The organism is Parabacteroides sp. AF39-10AC (assembly GCF_003635405.1).
Classification (GTDB): Bacteria; Bacteroidota; Bacteroidia; order Bacteroidales; family Tannerellaceae; genus Parabacteroides; species Parabacteroides distasonis.
Genome location: NZ_QTLP01000020.1, coordinates 56,632 through 78,282 on the forward strand (window position 1 = coordinate 56,632; position 21,651 = coordinate 78,282).

Here is a 21,651-nt window from a genome sequence, read left to right on the forward strand (position 1 = left end):
GTTAACAAAGTTTGGTTAGGGCTTGTCGTGAGACAGGCTTTAATTGTTTTATAAGGTCTGCTTCCCGCAAAGCCCTTCGATTACATCAGAATAATCCGATGCGTCAATAAAGTTGATATCTTGTCTTTTAAGATCTTCCCATTAATCGGTTTCGCCGTATAGGCATCAAATCCACTATTAATGATCCGTTGCTCATCTTGGGCGAAAGCATAAGCCGTCACCGCAATAATAGGCACGCTAGCAGAAACCTTACGAATCTCTGCGGTAGCCTCGTATCCATCCATGACCGGCATCTTTATATCCATCAAGATCAACTGCGGTTTGTGCTGATGAAATAGCTCCACAGCCTCCTTTCCATTCCATGCATGAATCAATTTATATTCAGGCTTCAATATAGACTCAAACAGGCGATAATTACTGGAATTGTCCTCAGCGATCAAGATCGTAACCTCACTTCGGGCGATCTTCTCCAAAGTAACAGGCTTCTGCTCTTCACTAGGAAATAATTCTTTCTTCGGCTGAAAAGGCAATGTAAACCAGAACTTAGAGCCTTTCCCTTCCATAGAATCAACCCCGATCGTTCCTTTCATCTGGGTAACAATCATCTCACAGATGCTTAAACCCAGTCCTGTTCCTTGAGCGAAAGTATTCAGTTTTACAAAACGTCCGAAAATATCTTTCCGCTTATTCTCCGGGATTCCGCAGCCCGTATCCTCTACATAGAACCACAACGTATTATCATCCTTCAACTTATAGCCAAATAAAATCGATCCTGCCAGCGTAAATTTCATGGCATTGTTCAACAGATTGATCATCAGTTGAGACAGACGATTTCGATCCGTATAAATCACGCAAGGCTCCAGATAATCCTTAAATGAGATCTGTACATCCGGATTCTTATTCTTCAAATGAGCCGATTGCTCCAAATCCCTCAATACAGCGTTAATATCCACATAGTCATAAGTAAACTCCAAGGTACCCGCCTCGATCTTTGACAAATCCAAGATATCGTTTATCAACTGCAACAATAGGGAATTATTATTCTCGATAATATCAGCGAATTCCTTCTTATCCTCAAGGTCATCGGTCGAGGCAAGGATATTAGAGAAACCTACTATCGCATTTAACGGTGTACGTATCTCATGGCTCATATTTGCTAAAAACGCTGATTTCAATTTATTCGACTCCTCCGCCTTATCCCTAGCCATTCGAAGGTCATGTTCCAATTGCTTACGCTCGGTAATAGATATCGTAGACCCGATCAACGCTTTCGGTTTACCGGAAGCATCATATTCAGCCATTACCTGTATCTCCTCCCACTCATGGCGATCTTCTCCCGGAATCAACCGCTCCAGACAATATTCTTTTCGTACTTTCTTTATTTTCCCATTACACAAATCATCGAAAGCCTTTTCCACGCAAGCCCTGAAAGACGGGTGTATCTTGCTGAAATATTCCTTCAACGAAACCTCATGGGTATGCACCTCTGCTGTCTCTATATTATCTCCCGGATGTACTTTCGACTCATAGATAATCTTCCCTTCAGCCAGATTATATCGCCACGGTAAAAGATCTGCCGCCTCTAACGCCATAGCCAGCTTATGATTCATGGCTTTCAAATGCGTCTGGAAATTATGGATATCCGTAATATCAATAAAAAACGCATCAACTACATTCTCTTCCGAGGTAGGCATGATGATAATCGTATAGTAAAGCCCTGTCGGCTCAAAATAATACTCACAAGTAAAGGATTTCCCACTCTCCAGAACTGTAGGCACAGCCGATAGAAGCAAAGGATAACTTCCCCCAATTAAATTAGCGATCTCTTTTCCATGCTTATTTACCACGAAATCTTTAGGAGCGATTTTTTCCTCGAAAGCATGGTTTACATCCAAAACCTGCACATCGATTTGCGTACCTTCCCGAATCAGCCGCTGCCGTATATAAGGCAATGGCATATTATTAAATAAATCACGGTAACGGGATAATAGCCTCAACTCCACTTCCTTCATCTTTTGCTTAGAACGATACACGTAATGCCACGCTAAAAACACGACTACCAGAAAGAAAATCAGAAAGCCTAACAGCGGCATCCAATATTTTTCTAAAAAAGAGGGAGGCGCATTCAAATAGATCGCATCATGTGGGAAATTATCTTCATTAGACATCGCGCTCATCAGCGAAACATAATTCAAGTATTTATGAGGATCATCCACCGTTGAAACCGGGATCTTGCCCATATCTTCACCGTTATAAACTTGCTGTAGCAAGGGAATTAGAGCAGTCTCAATCGTTTTAGCGCTATTATAATATCCACCAATCGTATATCCTTCTTCCACGCCCATATCATATAAAGAAAAAACAGGATGCCTAGAAATGCCGTTTATACCTTGATACAAAGTACTATATAATAACGAGTGATTCAAGAAAGGTTTCTCGGTAATCCACGAGTAATACATCACGGCCGTCGCTCGATGTGGGTCTTTCTCCGACAGAACCGCCATTAAACTATCCATGGAGCAAGAACCCTCCGTATAAAAATCCACTTTCCCCTCAGGGAAAGAAGTTTCCATATGTTTCTCCATCTCATCCCGGAGCCATGTGGAGACATAACGTCTGTCGGATATGAAAATCAGACGTTTCAAACCCGGGATTAATTCCTTCACCAAGTCGATCGAACCTTTAACATAATAAGGGATAACCAATCCCGTAGCGTTATACCCCTTAACCGCCTCTTGTAAAGGAATCACCCTATCAGAGGAATGCCGCTGATTAAAATAACATTCATTTTCTGCCATTTCCCCCGTCTCCGAACAGACCAGAGTGGGAATATCCCCCCATTTCTCCCGGATCTTATCCCGCATAAAAGCCCATCCATTTACGCCTAAGTAGATAATTCCATCCGGCTTCTTCTTGTTAGCTTCAAAGAAGACCTCTTGTTTCTCTTTTAATTTCTCTGGCGTATCAACCAACATCACGCTTATATGATCTATCCGGAGAGTGTACTCCTCCGGGGTAGCGAACTTCGAGATCATGTTTAATAAATTACCAGACCAACGTTCGCCATCCACATATGAATTTATCACCAATACATACGATTCCTCCTTGACCGGATATGAAGAACTCCCATAAGCCAGAGTCGGCATACCGGCTATCAAGCATAAAATCAATCCAAAATAAAGTATTATTGCCTTTAAATTTATAATATTTCGTATCATTCCCTACATTCCTCTATTGCAGTTGTAAAGACAAAGATATTCCTTAATTATCAACTAATCTTATCAAACTCGTTTTTTTATCAAGTTTTGGTGTCAAATTCACGTTTCTTACAAACTAAAGGCTTTTTTAATCGGGACTATTCGGTTATTTACCGATACTCGTATAGAAATCAGCGGTATTTACTTGTGTATAGAATGACGAACCCGTACATTTGATAAAAAACAAAAAAATGGAACTTATGGATATGAAAGATTATGACATCGATTTTAAAGAGAAGAGGACAAACGGGTATCTGATCGCTACCTTATTTATCATTGTCGGTATATTATTTTTACTGCGGAATCTAGGAATGATAGATCCATCTTTATTTGACTTGCTTGTATCTTGGCCGATGCTGCTTGTCGTGTCGGGCATCTTTATGATTTTCCACCGTAATCCGGTAGGAGGTATGCTCCTCGTGGGCGTGGGAGTCTATTTCCTTTTCCCGCAGTTAAATTGGATCACGAACGATTTCTTACGTATATATTGGCCGTTAGGATTAATCCTGTTAGGATTGGTCATCATGCTGAAGCGGAAAGATTCTATCCGCACGAAAAAGCATAAACGTCCTTTTAACCATCCCCCTTTCGGGCACAGAAAGCCTAACGATGAGATCAACTACGAGACAGATAACGGTTTCGTATCGGTTGACACCACTTTCAACTCGGTAAGGTACATCGTACTGGACCCCGTATTCAAGGGGGCGGACATAGACGTATCTTTCGGCAACGTGATCCTCGATCTTAAAAAAACAACATTAGAGGCTGATGAAACCATCATAAACATAGATAGCTCCTTCAGCGGCGTAGTAATATACGTTCCTAAAGGATGGCTGGTTCGTCTAAAGGTTGATTCCTTCTTGGCTGGATGCCAAGACATGAGGGACCTGACAGAAACAACCGACATGACGCACACGTTATATATATGTGGAGACTTGTCGTTCAGCGGCCTTGAACTAAGAGACTAAACTCATCATGCAAGAACATCCTATTACAACATCCATATTACATAAAGGGCTGGGAAGCCTATTATTACTTTTAGCCATAGCGATCCAATGCGCATTATTAACTCTTTATGGCGATCTTCCGTTGAGCATCACTTTGGTCGATAGCTTACTTTCCATCGCATTGTTCGCCGTAGCGGGATATTATCTTTGGTATGTACAATGTACGTTACATATCATGCAAGCACGAGTGGCTTTCGCCGTACTCGTACAAATCGCTTGCATAGCCGGATGCTCGATCTTGCTACAAATATTCGGATTGGAAGATTGGGAGGAATTCTCGATCACGATTCCTTTTCGATTCCTGTTCGGCCTAATGGCATGGATCATTCTATCCCAATGGTATGCCAGTCGGGAAAGAAAGAGTGAGGCGGAACCTATCGTGAGACAAATGGAGGAAAAGACGGCACCTCCCCCGACTACCGTTCCGGAGGAGATTCTAGATCGTATATCCGTAAAAGACGGGGCACGTATTCATATCATCCCGATAAAAGAGATATTCTATTTGCAAGCATGTGGCGACTATGTGACCTTATTCACCACTTCCGGTCAGCACGTAAAGGAGCAAACCATGAAGTATTTCGAGCGAAGCCTTCCTTCTCCGGAGTTCGTTCGTATACACCGCTCTTATATCGTTAATACGGAACAGATATTGCGAGTAGAACTATTCGGAAAAGAAACCTATCAAGTACGATTAAAGGATGGAACATATCTTCGTGCCAGTAGCGCTGGCTATAAGCTACTCAAAGAACGTCTTTCCCTTTAGCAGTCCTATAAAAGGGACCTAATCATCGTTAAAATTAGAAGATTTTGATTGTAATATATAGAGTTTTGTGTTGTGTAACACTTTTTTGCAAGCATCGATATGTTACTTAACATATATTAGTTGCAAAAGACTTGACAAATGGTCTTGACGAACGTATCTTTGCATCGTGGTTTTTTCATAATAGTATTAGATTTAAGGTTAACAAAGTTTGGTTAGGGCTTGTCGTGAGACAGGCTTTAATTGTTTATAGAGGTTTGCTTCCCTAGATTTACATATAACTATAAAAAAACGGCCACCCCTAAAAAGAGGCGGCCGTAATTATTCTTAATGAAAGAACCTACTCTTTGACAATCCTTGTAACTTCCAAATCAAAGATCAAAGTCGTATAAGGCTTTATTATGACACTTCCCGAAGCACTCCTTCCAGCCGAACCGTATCCCATCTGTTGAGGAATCCAAATCTCCCAACGATCTCCTGGGTGCATATTCTGTAACGCTGTAGCAAAACCATCTACCATATCAGAAACAGTAAGCTCGGCAGGCTCTCCAGCCTCGAAAGAACGATCATCAAAAACTTCACCATTTATAAAAGAGCCTTTATAATAACATTCCACCTTGCTCGTATAATAAATCGGCTCCTTACTCTCCCCAGTCTTCAAGACCTTGTAAAGGATAAATCCGGCATTACTTTGAGAACTCAATTGCTCGAAACCCGGAACCAGCATCTGGGCTTGAAAAGCCTCCTCATTCTGGACCTTCCAAACCTCATCCACCTCTAGTGCCTCATCATCATCCCCACAAGAGGTGATCATGAGCACGCAAAACAACATCAACGCGATATGCCAGTACTTCTTCATTCGTTTACTCTATTACCTTTTTCAATAAATTCTTCATGCTCACCTTCTCCGTGATAATATCGTGAAGCTTATCGATGCTTACGCGCTCTTGCTCCATCGTGTCACGGAAACGGATCGTTACGCAATTATCCTTCAAGGTGTCATGGTCTACCGTAATACAATACGGGGTACCGATCGCATCTTGACGGCGATAACGCTTACCAATAGAATCCTTCTCGTCGTATTGGCAACGGAAGTCGAAACGCAACATATTTATAATCTCCTCAGCTTTCTCGGGCAGGCCATCTTTCTTCACCAATGGCAATACGGCCAACTTGATCGGAGCCAAGGCTGCGGGCAACTTCAATACCACACGGCTCTCGCCATTCGCCAACGTCTCCTCGCAGTAAGAACCCGCCATGATGCTCAAGAACACACGGTCTACACCGATCGAGGTCTCGATTACATACGGAGTGTAACTCTGGTTCAACTCCGGATCGAAATATTGGATCTTTTTACCGGAAAACTTCTCATGCTGACTCAAGTCGAAGTTCGTACGACTATGTATACCCTCCACTTCCTTAAATCCGAACGGCATCTCGAACTCGATATCCGTAGCCGCGTTAGCGTAGTGAGCCAACTTCTCATGATCGTGATAACGATACTTCTGATCTCCCAAGCCAAGAGCTTGATGCCATTTCAAGCGAGTAGACTTCCATTTCTTGAACCACTCGATCTCCTCACCCGGACGAACAAAGAATTGCATCTCCATTTGCTCGAACTCACGCATACGGAAGATAAACTGACGAGCCACGATCTCATTACGGAACGCCTTACCGATCTGGGCGATACCGAACGGGATCTTCATACGGCCAGTCTTCTGCACATTCAAGAAGTTCACGAAAATACCTTGGGCCGTCTCCGGACGAAGATAAATCTTAGTCGCTCCATCAGCGGTAGAACCCATATCCGTAGAGAACATCAAGTTAAACTGGCGAACCTCCGTCCAGTTACGAGTTCCGGAAATCGGGCAAACGATCTCGCAATCCAAGATCAATTGGCGAAGATCCTCGAAGTTAGACTCGTTCATCGCCTTGCTATAACGCTCATGGATCTCATTCCATTTTGCTTGATGCTCCAATACACGAGGATTCGTCTCACGGAATTTAGCCTCATCGAAAGACTCCCCGAATTTCTTAGCGGCTTTCGCCACTTCCTTATTCATTTTCTCCTCGATCTTGCCCAAATGGTCCTCGATCAAAACGTCCGCACGGTAACGTTTCTTCGAGTCCTTGTTATCGATCAACGGATCATTAAAAGCGTCAACATGGCCGGAAGCTTTCCAGATAGTAGGGTGCATAAAAATAGCGGAATCAATACCCACTACATTCTCATGCAGCAAAGTCATGCTATCCCACCAATATTTCTTTATATTGTTCTTTAACTCAACACCATACTGGCCATAATCGTATACCGCTCCCAAACCGTCATAAATCTCTGAGGAGGGAAATACGAAACCATACTCCTTACAGTGTGAAACTAATTTCTTAAATACATCTTCTTGTGCCATAATCTAATAATTTGCCAATTTTGTTAATATGCCAATGTGCCAATGATAAGTCCATCGGAGACCCGCCTGAGTGGCACATTAGCACATGGTCTCCTTTATGAGGTTACAAAGTAAATGATTTTTTCCGTAACTATAGAAAGTTTTGTATATTTACGACGTAAATCATTAGTGTTTGCGCAAACAGTATAATTTAAACAAGATAATACCATGAAATCAGAAGAAATCTCACGCCGCTCGTTCCTTAAGCGAGCGCTAGCCTTATCGGCAGTATCGGCCATCCCGTCGTTCTGGACACCCGCCCACGGACGTGTTCTACCTACTTCCCCGCTAATCAGCGCTAATGACCGGGTAAACATCGCGTTCATCGGCATCGGACAACGAGGGGGCGAGATCGCCAAGGAATTGTATAACACAGGTCTGTGTAACGTGGTAGCTCTCTGCGACGTGGACATGGGAGCCCCTCACACGCAAGAGATTATCAACATGTTCCCGAAAGCGGCCCGTTTTCAAGACTTCCGCACGATGTTCGACCGGATGGCGGACAAGATCGATGCCGTAAGCGTAGGCGTGCCGGATCATTCCCACTTCCCGATCACGATCGAGGCGATGGCGCACGGCAAACATGTATATGTAGAGAAACCGATGGCCCGCACGTTCCAAGAAATAGAGATCATGATGCGTGGAGCGAAGAAATACGGCGTTGTCACCCAAATGGGTAACCAAGGACATTCCGAGGCGAACTATTTCCAATTCAAGGCATGGAAAGAGGCCGGTATTATCAAGGATGTTACCGCCATTACCGCCCATATGAATAATCCGCGTCGCTGGCACGGATGGAACCCGAATATTAGGCATATGCCTATGGGAGAACCGGTTCCCGAGACGATGGATTGGGACACATGGATCGGCGTAGCTCAATATCATGATTACAACCATGACTACCATTTGGGACAATGGCGTTGTTGGTACGACTTCGGAATGGGTGTCTTAGGAGACTGGGGAGCGCATATTTTGGATACGGCACATGAATTCCTAGATTTAGGATTGCCTACAGAAATAAATCCGCTTTATTTGAAAGACCATAACCCGTTCTTCTTCCCGATGTCATCCACCCTTCTGTTTAAATTCCCGGAAAGAGGGAATATGCCGGCCGTGGATATCACTTGGTACGATGGACTGGACAATATCCCCTCCGTCCCGGAAGGTTACGGTGTTTCCGAACTTGACCCGAATATCCCGACCGTAGCCGGCGGCAAGATACAACCGGCGAAGTTGAACCCGGGCAAGGAAATCTACTCGAAAGAATTAACCTTCAAGGGTGGTTCTCATGGAAGTACCTTATCTATCATCCCGGATGAGAAAGCGAAAGAGATGGAATCCCGCTTACCGGAAGTGCCGAAAAGCCCTTCAAACCATTTCGCGAACTTCCTGCTAAGTTGTATGGGTAAGGATAAAACCCGCTCACCGTTCTCTATCGCCGGCCCATTAAGTCAAGTATTCTGTCTCGGTGTATTAAGCCAGCGCTTGAACCGCAAGCTCGTCTTCGATCGTGACACGAAACAGATCACGAACGATCCGGAAGCGAATAAGATGCTATGTGGAGTACCGCCTCGCAAAGGATGGGAACAATATTATACCATTTAATTGAAACATGGAGAATTGAAAGTTATTCGCTCATCGCTTTAACTTTCAATTCTCTCATATAGTTTATAAGCCTATTTGCTACAACATCTACAACTATCCCTGCAATCATCTGGCCTTAGGATATTTAGTTCATGGTGGTAGATAAAAAACATCTACAATTATCTGGCTCTATCTACCACTATTTACTGCCATTTACCACTTTTCCTTCACCTAACACAACGATCCTCTACACTCACCATATAGCATTATCCAATCTCCTTTCAACATATATAAAATATTAGCATCTAGTTATTTGTAGTTTTTCAGACTAAAAAACAAAAGTTTGTCCATATGAAAACAAAAGTTTAATAAGCGGAAAACTTTTGTTTCTCTATAGGGAAACTAAAGTTTCCTCAGTATGAAACTTTTGTTACCTCTAAGAGAAACCCACTTTTGCTTTTAATCCCTACGCTACGCTCTGCATTTTTTGTTATATTTATGGCAAATATAGAAAACCATAAGAACTAAAAGAATTTTCAAATTACCGAAGGAAAAGTACAAGGAGTGAGAACAACTACGGAAGGGGTCTTATTGTATAAGGGTATTTCATGAAGACCGGAAATCCGAACGAACAAGGATTGGACGAATAGGCACCCTATACGAAGGAAAAAACATTCGTGATGACATTCCATATCGAATAAAGTCATCACGAACGCCTTCAAATATACTCATAGGACTCCGAGAAACTCGACTGGGAGCTAGAAGAAGCCAATTCTTCAGAGACTAATTGAAGCAGATTGCCATTCTGATCATAGGACTTCGTGATCCGACGAAGCTCTATGGATTCTTTTTCTGTCGGAAGGTCGGCATAAACCATGATCTCCATGTTCAATCCGTTCTCATTGCGGTACTCGCTATATCGGAAAACCTCGGACGTTTCGGGATCACGAATCGTTTCTTTTGTCAACAACCCTGTCTCATCGTACTCATAGTCCGTATAAGTAAGCTTCCGGCCGAGTTCGTCGTACTCAACTTTCCGTTCCAGAAGATTATTCTTATAAGAAAAGACTGTCACCTTGCTCTTGCCAATAACCGGATATTCAGTAATCTCCTTTATTTTCCGGCCTTGTTCATCATACTTATAATGAAGCGTAGACAAATTATGATACGTCTGATCTAGGTTTCTGTTGAAGTAAACTTCTTTAGACAAAAAACCCCACTCGTCATAAACATATTCAACGTAGCCAATCAAGTATCCTTCTCCATCCTCCGTATTCAATGGATGTAATACCTTGGAGATACGTCCCGACTCATCGTACACATATTCCTTCGCTAGACTCTGAGGAGAGGAAATACCCGCACCGTACCAAACTCGTGCCAATTTAGCTCCCTCCGGATAAACAACACTAGGACAAATCACCGGCTTAGCCTCATCTTGAAATGAGTCCTCGCTACACCCCAGAGTGCCCAGCAAGACAAAAAGCAGGATGATCCCACCTATCGGATTGATGATTCTCATAATATCTTATTTATTTAAGTTTCTATAAGTTATAGATGATCAAACAATCTCAAAAGCTGCATATCTATTAAAAAAAGACACCGAATATTCGTCAGATTCGTATCCTATGAGTGATTTGCTGTTAAAGCTTGAACTTATACCCAACCGTCAGACTCATCGTATTGTAATTGGCACCGACACTTCTTACCTCATACAGAGAGAAATTATCGCCATCGATCTTATAGTTACCGCCCTCATCACCTAGAGAGAGATCATATCCCAGATTCATCACCCAGTTATTCACCTCTATACCAAAAGAAGTTGTCAATCCCCAATCAAAAGAATTCACGTCTCGAAATGGATGATCGGCGTTTTCAGCCTCATCATATCCCGAATGGCCATAACCATAACTATACCCTAGGCCAGTAGATTTGACATATTTACCAAGCGCCTGCGGCTCCTTCGAATACCCCATCGTAAACGAAGATCCCCAATTCGTATCATTCTTGACAGATACACCGGCATACATACCGACCGCTAAATGCATACGTACCTCTTTCGACACTTTCCATGAGAAATCAGCCATCACGGGCAATTGCAAAAAATGTTGCGTGATACCACCGGTCATCATCTCTTTCAAGACATACGTGGCAGACTCCGTCGTTCTCGGATAATCTCCCAACGAATACCCTCTATTCGCATAATATAAACCGGATTTCAATCCAATCCATCCCGGTTCAAACTGGTAAGATACACCAACGCCTACCTTAACCCCCGCACGCCAGCTAGATCCCATTCCAACACGATTAACCGCAGCAAATCCACCCTCCGGAGTAATCCCCCAGCGTGATTGAGCGCTCACCACCAAGCCGCTCAAAGCGCATAACACAAATAAAATCAGCTTCTTCATATCATTATTCTTTTATATGTAAATATCAATTGTTATTGATAAGACAAAAGATTCTGAAAAACCCCTACTCCAACACCTAATTTTATAGTTACCTTATACCTAAAATAGCATATATCAATTTTTTTACTATATTTGTTACTCAATAAATTACATGGTCATGAAAACATTAAATGAAATCATAAGTATTCTCAAAGAATACAAAAAGACTATGTCTTCCCAATATGGTATAAAGCGATTGGGAGTATTTGGTTCCGTTGCCAGAGGAGAACAAACAGAATCAAGCGATTTGGATATCTGTGTCGAGATAGAAACTCCTAATTTCTATATTCTATGTGATATTCAAGAAGATTTGGAAAAATTGACCGGATATAAAATCGATCTACTACGTTTAAGACAAAACTTGAATGAATTGTTAATGAATAATATACGACGCGATGGAATATTTGCTTAACCAAGAAATACTGCAAATCCTTCATAGAGTTCAATCTACAATTGAAACGGTCTTACGCAGAAATAAACCGATCTTTTCCGTAAATGACTATCTGCTGAGTGAGTCCGGCATGGAAAAGCTAGATGCCGCTTGTATGTTAATACAGACCATCGGTGAAAACCTAAAATCCATTGATAATAAGACCCATGGAACACTATTTTCTAAATACCCACAAATACCTTGGCGAAATATTTTTAGAATGCGCGATTATATCTCTCATCATTATGATGGTGTCGATGCCGAAATCGTTTTTGATGTCATTAAAGATAAACTACCCCCATTATTAGTTACAGTCAGCCAAATTATCAAAGAAATAGAATAGAATTTGCTATATTTACACCCTGTTAGCAATTTGGCGTAATAGCGTTGTGTAGAAAGAACTGGATTTTATGAGACCGGAAGATAAAGAAGACGATTATATCGAGGATAAGGAAAACGAGGAAATTGAGGATATAAATAGTGATACCCAAGATAACGAGACTACGGAGGAAGAGGCGAATACCCATTCCGACTATAAAGTCCCGGGGAAAGGGGATACACGTGTCACGACCTATCATTTGTCTGGGATGTACCAAAACTGGTTCCTAGACTACGCTTCTTATGTGATCTTGGAACGGGCCGTTCCGCATATCAACGATGGACTGAAACCCGTACAACGACGTATCCTGCACTCCATGAGGAGGTTGGATGACGGGCGGTATAACAAGGTCGCGAATATCGTAGGTCATACGATGCAGTTCCACCCTCACGGAGACGCCTCTATCGGAGATGCCTTGGTGCAATTGGGACAAAAGGATCTGTTGATCGATTGCCAAGGAAACTGGGGTAATATCCTGACGGGAGACGGAGCCGCCGCTCCTCGTTATATAGAGGCTCGCCTTTCCAAGTTTGCCTTGGAGACCGTATTCAATCCCAAGACAACCCTTTGGCAGCTTTCTTACGACGGACGTAATAAGGAACCGGTTACCTTACCGGTAAAATTCCCTTTATTGCTGGCACAGGGCGTGGAAGGTATCGCCGTAGGCCTGTCTTCCAAGATACTCCCTCATAATTTCAATGAGTTATTAGATGCTTCCATCGCCTATCTACGGGGAGAGGAATTCGCGTTATACCCGGATTTCCAGACAGGAGGCTCTATCGACATAGCCAAATATAATGATGGAGAACGGGGTGGATCGGTGAAAGTCCGTGCAAAAATCGGCAAGCTCGATAATAAGACATTGGTGATCTCGGAGATCCCGTATGGAAAAACAACCTCTACCGTGATCGAGTCCATCCTAAAAGCGAACGATAAAGGAAAGATCAAGATCAAGAAGGTAGACGATAATACCGCCAAGGATGTAGAGATCTTGGTGCATCTCGCTCCGGGGGTCTCTTCAGACAAGACCATCGATGCCTTATACGCCTTTACGGATTGTGAGATCAGTATCTCCCCGAACTGTTGCGTGATCAAGGAGGACAAGCCGCATTTCCTTACGGTCAGCGATGTGCTTCGCCACTCTACGGATCGTACGCTGGAGCTTTTACGGGAAGAGCTCAAGATCCAGAAACAAGAGCAAGAGGAGGCCCTGTTCTTCGCCTCCCTTGAAAAGATATTTATCGAGGAACGTATTTATAAAGACCCGGAATTCGAGAACGCCAAGAACATGGACGAGGCGATATCCCATATCGACCTTCGTTTAGAGCCGTTCAAGCCCCGATTTATCCGTGAGGTTACCCGGGACGATATACTGAAACTCATGGAGATCAAGATGGGACGTATCTTAAAGTTCAACTCCGACAAGAGTAACGAGTTCATTGCCCAGACCTTGGAACAAATCGCCAAGATCAACGATAAGCTGGAACATATCGTCGACTATACCATCGATTGGTTTACCATGCTGAAAGAGAAATACGGCAAGGCTTACCCTCGCCATACCGTGATACGCAATTTCGACACGATCGAGGCGACCAAGGTCGTAGAGGCGAACGAGAAATTGTATATCAACCGTCAAGAAGGTTTCATCGGCATGGGACTGAAAAAGGACGAGTTCATATGTAACTGCTCGGATATAGACGATGTCATTATCTTCTATCGCAACGGTACTTATAAGATCGTCAAGGTAGCGGATAAGATCTTTATCGGTAAGGATATTCTATATGTCAACGTATTTAAGCGTAACGACAACCGGACGATTTACAACGTCATATACCGGGACGGTAAGTTCGGATATAATTACATCAAACGCTTCGCCGTCACAGGCGCTACACGCGATCGGGAATACGACCTGACCAAAGGTACGGAAAACTCCCGTGTCCTTTACTTCAGCGCAAACCCGAACGGAGAGGCGGAGACCGTCAAGGTAATCCTGAAACCCAAACCCCGGCAGAAACTACTCGTCTTCGAAAAGAACTTCAGCGAGATAGCCATTAAGGGACGGGGTTCTCAAGGTAATATCCTGACGAAAGCGGAAGTGCACAAGATCAGCCTCAAGCAGAAAGGCTCTTCCACCTTGGGAGGCCGGGAAGTATGGTTCGACTGGGACGTACTCCGGTTAAATTACGATGGGCGGGGAGAAGAGCTAGGCGAGTTCCATAGCAACGATCAGATATTGGTGATCCTGCCGAACGGCGATTTCTACGTCACGAATTTTGACCTTAGCAATCACTACGAGTCCAATATCATGGTCATCGAGAAATACCAGCCGAGCAAGATATGGACTGCCGTATTATACGACGCGGATCAGAAATATTATTATATCAAACGATTCCTGCTGGAGGTAAACACCCGGAAGCAGAATTTCCTAGGAGAGAATCCGAAGAACCGCTTGATGTTGCTTACGGATGAGGTCTATCCTCGTATCGAGGTGATCTTCGGAGGCCACGACGCCTTCCGGGAGGCTCTCGTCCTCGATGCCGACGAATTTATCGCGGTGAAAGGCTTCAAAGCCAAAGGTAAACGAATCTCTACATTTGAGGTCGAGACAATCAATGAGCTGGAACCGAATCGCTTCGTCCCTTCCGAAAACGCATCGGAATCAGACGATACCGAAGGCAATGAGGAGGGAAACGACACTGACGACGGGCAGAGTACCACGGATATTATCGATGAAATTACGGGACAGATGAAATTGTTTGACGAATAACCTATGAAAACTATCACCTGTTTGATTGGTTTGTTCCTGCTGTTTCTCGCGTCACCGGCCAAGGCCCAGTCCGATGGAGACGAGATCCCTTGGTCTATCAACAGCGGAACCATGGTCGGTATAGGAAGCTACAACCTAATGGACACCTATTTATCTCCCAGCATGGAAGATAAGAAATATACAGGCCCCGGATTACGGGTAATGAATGAACGGATGAAGAGGGTCCGACTGGCAAACTATCGGGTATCCAGACAGCAAATCATAAGCGTCGATCTGGCTAGCACGGATAATGCTGCCTCTACCGCTACGGATTTCGCGGGCTTTATCGATTATACGTTGGGTTACCATTATCATTTGCCCACGGTATTGCCGGATTTAAAGCTTCTGGCGGGTGGTGCCGTGCATGGCATGGGTGGTTTTATATACAATACCCGCAACGGAAATAACCCGGCCTCGGCGAAAGCGGATATCGATTTGAACATCTCTGCCATGGCGATCTATAAGTTATGCGTCAAGGAATATCCTATGACGCTGCGCTACCAGTTCACGATCCCCTTCGCCGGTGTTTTATTCTCCCCCCATTACGGGCAATCGTATTACGAGATCTTCAACCTAGGGAATGCTTCGGGAGTGGTGCAATTCAATTCCTTCCATAATAAATTCGCCATGAAGAACTTTTTCACGGTCGATTTCCCGGTTTGTAATTTTACGATACGGGCAGGTTACCTAAACAGCTCTTACCGTACGGATATCAATGGGATACAGTCTCATATAATCTCTCACTCTTTTATGATCGGCCTCGTGAAAGAATTCATCTCTTTCGGAGGAAAACGCCTAAAGAATACCCAGCGGTTCAGAAGCGCTTATTATTAAAAGGAAATCAAATGAAACGATACCTTATATATATATGTATATCTCTCGGATTCCTGTTTACCGGATGTGAGAAATCGGACGAATACGTGGCCTCCCCACAGGAGAACTTTGAGGCGCTTTGGAAAATATTGGATGAGAATTACTGCTTCTTCGAATACAAGGACATTGATTGGAACGAGGTTCACGACCGTTATAAGACGCAGATAAGCGATACGATGAACCAATACGTCCTATTTGACGTATTAGGCGATATGCTAAACGAGCTGAAAGACGGGCATACCAATTTGATATCCACCTTCAATATGTCCCGCTATTGGGATTGGTACCTCGATTATCCGGATAATTTCGACTCAGACATACAAGAGAATTATCTCGGAAGGGACTACTCGATCGCCGGAGGACTTAAATACACGACATTGAGTGACGGTCAGATCGGGTATATTTACTACGGTAGCTTTTCCAGTTCGGCCGGTGAAAGCGGCTTGGATCACATATTCTATCAATTCAAGGATTGCAAAGGTTTGATCTTCGATATCCGGGATAATGGCGGTGGCATGTTATCAAACGCCGATCGCATCGCTTCTCGTTTCTTGGAGGAAAAGATACTGACCGGCTATATCCAACATAAGACGGGTAAAGGGCACGATGACTTTTCCGAACCTTATCCCCTTTATCTCTCACCTTCCGAGCGTATCCGCTGGTTACGTCCTGTCGTGGTCTTAACGAATCGTCATTGCTACAGCGCCGCCAACGATTTCGTGCAGAAAGTACGCATGATGCCTTATGTAACGACGATGGGAGATCGCACCGGAGGCGGTAGTGGTTTCCCCTTCAACTCCGAGTTGCCCAACGGCTGGGGTGTCCGTTTCTCCGCGTCTCCCATGCTGGATGTAAACAAACAGCATACGGAATTCGGTATCGATCCTACATATAAGGTTTCTATGACCCAAGAAGATATCGAGAAAGGTAAAGATACGATTATCGAGGCGGCGATCACCCACCTCTTGTCCGAGACCGAGAAGAAATAAGGTTTCGCTAAAAAAACAACGCAAATATTTGCAAGTTTATAAAAAAGCATTACCTTTGCACACGATTCCAATGCGGCTGTGGTGTAATTGGTAGCCACGTCAGACTTAGGATCTGATGCTTCACGGCGTGGGGGTTCGAGTCCCTTCAGCCGCACAAATCCAGAAATCCTTGTAAGTTCGCTTACAAGGATTTTTTAGTATGGATAAACCTCCTCCATATATACAAGCACTGTGCAGATCAAGGATTACAAACAACATCCAAATTGTTAATTTTAGAAGATTTTGTGCCTATTCTGTATAGTTTCAAATTCAAAAACATTTTTTATACCGGGCAGGCATGTTGTTTAACACAAGTTATACTCAAAACCCTTGACAAAGGGGCTTTACAAGCTTATCTTTGCATTGTGGTTTTTTCATAATAGTATTAGATTTAAGGTTAACAAAGTTTGGTTAGGGCTTGTCGTGAGACAGGCTTTAATTATTTATAGGGGTTTCATTCGTTTATAGATGCTTCCCGGCATCGATTTTATCTTTCCATCCAATTCCAACTCAAAGAGCAGAGAAGATAATTGATGTACCGGAAGATTCAAGGCTACGGACAATTCATTGATATGAGATTCCTTTTGCGTCTCCAAGAACGACAAGATCCGTTCGCTCTCCTCGTTCTCCGGAAACAATAATTGGGTTTGGACCGGTAACGCGTCTGTCTTTTGAGCGACATCCCAACGCATCGCCATGATTAAATCGTCAGCGCAAGTGATCAAGCCTCCTTTATTCTGCCGGATTAAGCCATTACATCCCTTAGAGTTGATATCCGTTACCCGACCCGGAAAGGCATAGACATCCCGGCCATACGAGAAAGCGATATCCGCCGTGATCAAAGAGCCTCCTTTCTCCGCCGATTCAATAACGATCGTGGTATCCGCCAAACCGGCTACGATCCGGTTTCGCCGGATAAAGTTCTGCCGATCCGGATTCGTCCCGCTAGGAAAGTCGGTCAATAAACCTCCCCGCTCCAACATCTCGACCGCCGTAGAACGATGCACGGGAGGATAGATACGATCCAAACCATGCGCCAATACGCCCACCGTGGGCAATTGGTTCTTCAACGCATTCCGATGAGCGCAAATATCGATGCCATACGCAAGTCCGCTAACGACCAATAGATCCGGGAAAATCACGGACAAATCCCGCAATAAACGCTCGGTCACTTCCTGCCCATAAGCGGAGGCCCTACGAGTACCCACAACGCTGATGATATGGGCGGCGTTTAAATCCGCCTTCCCCTTGAAATAAAATAAAACCGGAGCGTCTGGGCATTCCCGCAGACGTTCCGGATAATTCATATCTTTCAAGAAATAGATAGAGATACCGTTCTTTTGGGCAAAAGCCAATTCTTTCTCTGCCCGTAAAAGCACATCCGCCCGCTTAATCTCGGCGATAATCGAATCGCCGATACCCGGTATCTTCTCTAGCGACTGGCGCTTTTCCGTAAACACGGCCTCCGCATCTCCCAACGCTTCCAGAAGATGGCGGGCTAGGATATCTCCCACCCCATTAATCATAGTAAGGCCAATTTGGTAAATCTGTTTGTCTGTCATTTATGCTTGTTTTGATTCTATTCGCTTTAGCATCTCATCGAAATATTCTCCTCTGGTTAATTTGCCATTCTCTACGACAACGGATTCCACGACTCCTTTAGTAGCCAGCGCCCCATCGGATTCCCGGTAAATATCTTGCTCGAACACCAGTTTCACCCCTTTCTTATATACATTCAGGCAAGAAGTATACCGATCGCCGCTCCGCAAGGAGTTCTTGAACTGGATATCCACACGGGCCACAAAAGCATCGATGCCCTTCTCATGCATGGCGCCGAAGTTCTCACCCAACGACTCCAGAAACTCATGCCGGGTATGCTCCATATAATGCTGGTAATTGGAGTTATTCACCACGCCTTGCAAATCGCACTCATAATCGCGAACCTTGTCTGTCAGTTTAAAAATATATTCCTTCATTATTGTAGTTCTTTTTCGATTTGTACTTTCTCCATTTTATAAAGACGATCGGACGGGCGGATCTTCTCGGACATCTTTATCGAGAAGCGTTCCCCTTTCACGGTCTCCTCCACCGGTTTCAGGTCTACCCGGATCTCATCGACGGTCTGCATAACGGCTCCGGTCGTGGGACCCGTTACCAAGATCTCATCGCCTACTCTCAAGGAACCGGACTCCATCTCAAACTCGGCGACACCGATTCCGCTGAAGTATTTGATACCCCGTGCCACGTACACTTTCTTACGGGTAGCACCGGAGCCATATTTACTGCTCCATTCACCCAATCGTTGTCCCAGATAGTAGCCATCCCAGAAACCGCGATTAAAGACCCTGCGTAGACGCTCGTCCCAAACCGCTACCTTCTCCTCATCGAAGGTACCTTCGCAATAGGCCTTGACCGCCTCTTTATAACATTCGGTCACGAGACGCACATACTCCGGCCCGCGGGCACGCCCCTCCAGCTTGAACACACGTACGCCGGCATCCATCATCTTATTCATGAAATGAATCGTCTTCAAGTCTTTCGGCGACATGATATACTGATTCTCCACATCCAGCTCGATCTGGCTATCCTTGTCATGCACCGTATAGGCACGACGACAAATTTGCATGCAAGCCCCCCGATTGGCGGAAGCGTTCATCTCATGCAAACTCAAATAGCATTTACCGGACACGGCCATGCACAAAGCCCCGTGAGCGAACATCTCTATGCGGATCAATTCCCCTTTCGGGCCTTTGATCTGCTGCTTCACGATCTCCTGATAAATCTCATGCACCTGCTTTAAGTTCAACTCGCGAGCCAATACGACCACATCGGCGAAGCGGGCGTAAAACTTCAACGCCTCCACGTTCGAGATATTCAACTGCGTGGATAAGTGCACCTCTTGCCCGATGCTATTCGCGTAACTCATAGCGGCCACATCGGCGGCGATAATGGCGGAGACACCCGCATCCTTAGCGGCGTCTATGATCTCCCTCATCAACGGAAGATCCTCACCATAAATAACCGTATTAACCGTGAGATAACTCTTGATACCATGTTCCCCGCAAATAGCGACGATCTTACGCAAATCCTCCGTCGTGAAATTATTCGACGAGCGAGAACGCATATTCAATCCCTCGATACCGAAATAAATGGAGTCGGCCCCTCCTTGTATAGCAGCCATCAACGATTCATAGGAACCGACAGGCGCCATTATTTCAAAATCCTTCTCTTTCAAGGTTATATATTTTAATATTACGGTAGCAAAGGTACGAATAATATTTGAGAAGATTTCTTATAAGCACAAACCCTCCATCCCATCATGAAAGAATAGTTCCAGTTGGAGAAGCACAAGATCCTAAATAAAGCGGGGCAATCCGAGCTCTATCAATATATCATAAATGATCCGGATTATTAAAAACGCCTGTTCCATCCACCGATCATCTTACGAGATGTAAAAATTATTCCCCAAAAAGAAGTACTTTTGTAATCTCTATTTAGTTAGCAAACAGAAGGTATGAAGATTGGTTCAATAGATTTAGGGGAGCGTCCGGTATTCTTGGCGCCTATGGAGGACGTGACGGATATCTCGTTTCGTTTGATGTGCAAAAGCTTCGGGGCGGACATGGTATATACGGAGTTCGTATCGAGCGACGCGTTGATCCGCAGTGTGAACAAAACACAGCAAAAACTAAATGTCTCCGATGATGAGCGTCCGGTCGCTATCCAGATTTACGGTAAGGACGTAGCCTCGATGGTAGAGGCCGCACGTATTTGCGAGGAAGCTCGTCCGGATATTTTAGACATAAACTTTGGTTGCCCCGTAAAGAAAGTAGCAGGCAAGGGAGCCGGGGCCGGTATGCTACGCAATATCCCGTTGATGCTGGAAATCACGAAAGAAGTAGTGAAAGCCGTGAACATCCCCGTCACCGTGAAAACCCGTTTAGGATGGGATGCCGACAACCGTGTTATCGTGGATCTGGCCGAGCAACTACAGGATTGCGGTATCGCCGCCCTCTCCATCCACGGACGTACACGGGCGCAAATGTACACGGGCGAGGCGGATTGGACCTTGATCGGTGCCGTAAAAAATAACCCTCGCATGCAAATCCCTATCATCGGGAATGGCGACGTGACTTCCGCCGAGATATGCAAGCAGCGTTTCGAGGACTATGGCGTAGACGCCGTAATGATCGGTAGGGCTAGCATAGGCCGCCCTTGGATCTTCCGGGAGGTAAAACACTATCTTACGACCGGGGAATTATTGCCGCAAGAGCCTTTCTCTTGGTATCTGGATATCCTAAAAAAACAAGTGGAGCAAAGCGTGGAACGATTGGACGAACGTAGGGGAATCTTACATATTCGTCGTCATCTGGCAGCTACTCCGCTCTTCAAAGGTATTACCGATTTCAAGCAAACACGGATCGCCATGCTACGTGCGGAGACTGTTAACGAATTATTCGAAATTATGAATAATATTCCTAAAAAGTACGGAATTTCAGAATAACAAGCTTGATATATATCAAATTGAAACCTATTTGCGATATTTTTACAATAAAATGTTACAAATACTATTGACGCATATTATAAAACCCTTTATATTTGCATCGAGTTTTTTTCATAGTATTTTAGATCT

Annotated in this window: 17 protein-coding genes and 1 tRNA gene; 10 read left to right on the forward strand and 8 right to left on the reverse strand. The window is 44.3% G+C overall.

The genetic code is table 11. From position 1 onward, the window contains the following. Positions 1-80: 80 nt before the first annotated feature. Positions 81-3,218, reverse strand: coding sequence for an ATP-binding protein (locus DW033_RS17000; RefSeq protein WP_122382969.1), 3,138 nt, complete (start codon positions 3,216-3,218; stop codon positions 81-83). A 239-nt stretch (positions 3,219-3,457) separates the two neighbouring features. Between DW033_RS17000 and DW033_RS17005 the strand changes: the two genes are divergently transcribed. Beyond that, positions 3,458-4,225 carry a LiaI-LiaF-like domain-containing protein gene (locus DW033_RS17005; protein ID WP_121961190.1) on the forward strand — a complete coding sequence of 256 codons (768 nt, stop codon included), beginning with the start codon at positions 3,458-3,460 and terminating at the stop codon, positions 4,223-4,225. A 7-nt stretch (positions 4,226-4,232) separates the two neighbouring features. Then, entirely contained in the window at positions 4,233-5,027 is a 795-nt protein-coding gene (locus tag DW033_RS17010) for a LytTR family DNA-binding domain-containing protein (RefSeq protein ID WP_009016614.1), read from the forward strand. 337 nt (positions 5,028-5,364) lie between these two features. Here DW033_RS17010 and DW033_RS17015 read toward each other — a convergent pair whose 3' ends face one another. Continuing rightward, positions 5,365-5,883, reverse strand: a complete 519-nt coding sequence (locus DW033_RS17015; RefSeq protein ID WP_057326093.1) for an FKBP-type peptidyl-prolyl cis-trans isomerase — start codon at positions 5,881-5,883, stop codon at positions 5,365-5,367. Between the two features lie 4 nt (positions 5,884-5,887). Then, the gene (locus tag DW033_RS17020) at positions 5,888-7,432 is read right to left on the reverse strand and encodes a glycine--tRNA ligase (RefSeq protein ID WP_044545906.1); all 1,545 of its coding nucleotides are present in this window, start codon (positions 7,430-7,432) and stop codon (positions 5,888-5,890) included. Positions 7,433-7,639: 207 nt separating this feature from the next. On the opposite strand from DW033_RS17020, the gene DW033_RS17025 reads away from it, so the two are divergent. Beyond that, on the forward strand, positions 7,640-9,076 hold the full coding sequence (locus tag DW033_RS17025; protein WP_121961186.1) for a Gfo/Idh/MocA family oxidoreductase: 1,437 nt from the start codon (positions 7,640-7,642) through the stop codon (positions 9,074-9,076). 697 nt (positions 9,077-9,773) lie between these two features. Here the strand turns inward: DW033_RS17025 and DW033_RS24975 are convergent. Beyond that, positions 9,774-10,574 carry a hypothetical protein gene (locus DW033_RS24975; RefSeq protein ID WP_233523663.1) on the reverse strand — a complete coding sequence of 267 codons (801 nt, stop codon included), beginning with the start codon at positions 10,572-10,574 and terminating at the stop codon, positions 9,774-9,776. 121 nt (positions 10,575-10,695) lie between these two features. Continuing rightward, on the reverse strand, positions 10,696-11,463 hold the full coding sequence (locus DW033_RS17035; RefSeq protein ID WP_044545853.1) for a porin family protein: 768 nt from the start codon (positions 11,461-11,463) through the stop codon (positions 10,696-10,698). Between the two features lie 157 nt (positions 11,464-11,620). Here DW033_RS17035 and DW033_RS17040 point away from each other — a divergent pair, with 157 nt between their 5' ends. The 6 genes from DW033_RS17040 to DW033_RS17065 all read left to right on the forward strand — a co-directional run bounded on the left by DW033_RS17040 (position 11,621) and on the right by DW033_RS17065 (position 17,133). Continuing rightward, a complete protein-coding gene (locus DW033_RS17040; protein WP_048927214.1) occupies positions 11,621-11,914 on the forward strand; it encodes a nucleotidyltransferase family protein in 294 nt (97 codons plus the stop codon). Continuing rightward, positions 11,898-12,275 (forward strand): DUF86 domain-containing protein, encoded by a 378-nt coding sequence (locus tag DW033_RS17045; protein WP_048927020.1) that lies wholly within the window; start codon positions 11,898-11,900, stop codon positions 12,273-12,275. Before DW033_RS17040 ends, DW033_RS17045 begins: the two co-directional genes overlap by 17 nt. A gap of 67 nt (positions 12,276-12,342) precedes the next feature. Beyond that, positions 12,343-15,078: a DNA gyrase/topoisomerase IV subunit A gene (locus tag DW033_RS17050; RefSeq protein WP_009016618.1), complete on the forward strand. Its 2,736-nt coding sequence runs from the start codon at positions 12,343-12,345 to the stop codon at positions 15,076-15,078. Between the two features lie 3 nt (positions 15,079-15,081). Continuing rightward, positions 15,082-15,951 carry a DUF3316 domain-containing protein gene (locus DW033_RS17055; protein WP_122297303.1) on the forward strand — a complete coding sequence of 290 codons (870 nt, stop codon included), beginning with the start codon at positions 15,082-15,084 and terminating at the stop codon, positions 15,949-15,951. An 11-nt stretch (positions 15,952-15,962) separates the two neighbouring features. Continuing rightward, positions 15,963-16,979: a S41 family peptidase gene (locus tag DW033_RS17060; RefSeq protein WP_122268020.1), complete on the forward strand. Its 1,017-nt coding sequence runs from the start codon at positions 15,963-15,965 to the stop codon at positions 16,977-16,979. Positions 16,980-17,051: 72 nt separating this feature from the next. After that, positions 17,052-17,133: transfer RNA gene (locus DW033_RS17065), tRNA-Leu, on the forward strand. Between the two features lie 328 nt (positions 17,134-17,461). Here the strand turns inward: DW033_RS17065 and dprA are convergent. From dprA to DW033_RS17080, 3 genes are read right to left on the reverse strand one after another with little or no spacing between them, the layout of a single operon-like run. Further along, positions 17,462-18,580 carry a DNA-processing protein DprA gene (dprA, locus tag DW033_RS17070; RefSeq protein ID WP_122297302.1) on the reverse strand — a complete coding sequence of 373 codons (1,119 nt, stop codon included), beginning with the start codon at positions 18,578-18,580 and terminating at the stop codon, positions 17,462-17,464. After that, on the reverse strand, positions 18,581-18,994 hold the full coding sequence (locus tag DW033_RS17075; protein ID WP_005860009.1) for a thioesterase family protein: 414 nt from the start codon (positions 18,992-18,994) through the stop codon (positions 18,581-18,583). Further along, a complete protein-coding gene (locus DW033_RS17080) occupies positions 18,994-20,253 on the reverse strand; it encodes a peptidase U32 family protein (RefSeq protein WP_172986694.1) in 1,260 nt (419 codons plus the stop codon). Before DW033_RS17080 ends, DW033_RS17075 begins: the two co-directional genes overlap by 1 nt. A gap of 279 nt (positions 20,254-20,532) precedes the next feature. On the opposite strand from DW033_RS17080, the gene dusB reads away from it, so the two are divergent. Further along, positions 20,533-21,522 (forward strand): tRNA dihydrouridine synthase DusB, encoded by a 990-nt coding sequence (gene dusB, locus DW033_RS17090; protein ID WP_057326091.1) that lies wholly within the window; start codon positions 20,533-20,535, stop codon positions 21,520-21,522. Positions 21,523-21,651 lie beyond the last annotated feature (129 nt).

Bases quoted from the DNA above. Each gene is read 5' to 3' on its own strand.
- DW033_RS17000 (WP_122382969.1), bottom strand. From the start codon at position 3,218: ATGATACGAAATATTATAAATTTAAAGGCAATAATACTTTATTTTGGA.
- DW033_RS17005 (WP_121961190.1), top strand. From the start codon at position 3,458: ATGGATATGAAAGATTATGACATCGATTTTAAAGAGAAGAGGACAAAC.
- DW033_RS17010 (WP_009016614.1), top strand. From the start codon at position 4,233: ATGCAAGAACATCCTATTACAACATCCATATTACATAAAGGGCTGGGA.
- DW033_RS17015 (WP_057326093.1), bottom strand. From the start codon at position 5,883: ATGAAGAAGTACTGGCATATCGCGTTGATGTTGTTTTGCGTGCTCATG.
- DW033_RS17020 (WP_044545906.1), bottom strand. From the start codon at position 7,432: ATGGCACAAGAAGATGTATTTAAGAAATTAGTTTCACACTGTAAGGAG.
- DW033_RS17025 (WP_121961186.1), top strand. From the start codon at position 7,640: ATGAAATCAGAAGAAATCTCACGCCGCTCGTTCCTTAAGCGAGCGCTA.
- DW033_RS24975 (WP_233523663.1), bottom strand. From the start codon at position 10,574: ATGAGAATCATCAATCCGATAGGTGGGATCATCCTGCTTTTTGTCTTG.
- DW033_RS17035 (WP_044545853.1), bottom strand. From the start codon at position 11,463: ATGAAGAAGCTGATTTTATTTGTGTTATGCGCTTTGAGCGGCTTGGTG.
- DW033_RS17040 (WP_048927214.1), top strand. From the start codon at position 11,621: ATGAAAACATTAAATGAAATCATAAGTATTCTCAAAGAATACAAAAAG.
- DW033_RS17045 (WP_048927020.1), top strand. From the start codon at position 11,898: ATGGAATATTTGCTTAACCAAGAAATACTGCAAATCCTTCATAGAGTT.
- DW033_RS17050 (WP_009016618.1), top strand. From the start codon at position 12,343: ATGAGACCGGAAGATAAAGAAGACGATTATATCGAGGATAAGGAAAAC.
- DW033_RS17055 (WP_122297303.1), top strand. From the start codon at position 15,082: ATGAAAACTATCACCTGTTTGATTGGTTTGTTCCTGCTGTTTCTCGCG.
- DW033_RS17060 (WP_122268020.1), top strand. From the start codon at position 15,963: ATGAAACGATACCTTATATATATATGTATATCTCTCGGATTCCTGTTT.
- dprA (WP_122297302.1), bottom strand. From the start codon at position 18,580: ATGACAGACAAACAGATTTACCAAATTGGCCTTACTATGATTAATGGG.
- DW033_RS17075 (WP_005860009.1), bottom strand. From the start codon at position 18,994: ATGAAGGAATATATTTTTAAACTGACAGACAAGGTTCGCGATTATGAG.
- dusB (WP_057326091.1), top strand. From the start codon at position 20,533: ATGAAGATTGGTTCAATAGATTTAGGGGAGCGTCCGGTATTCTTGGCG.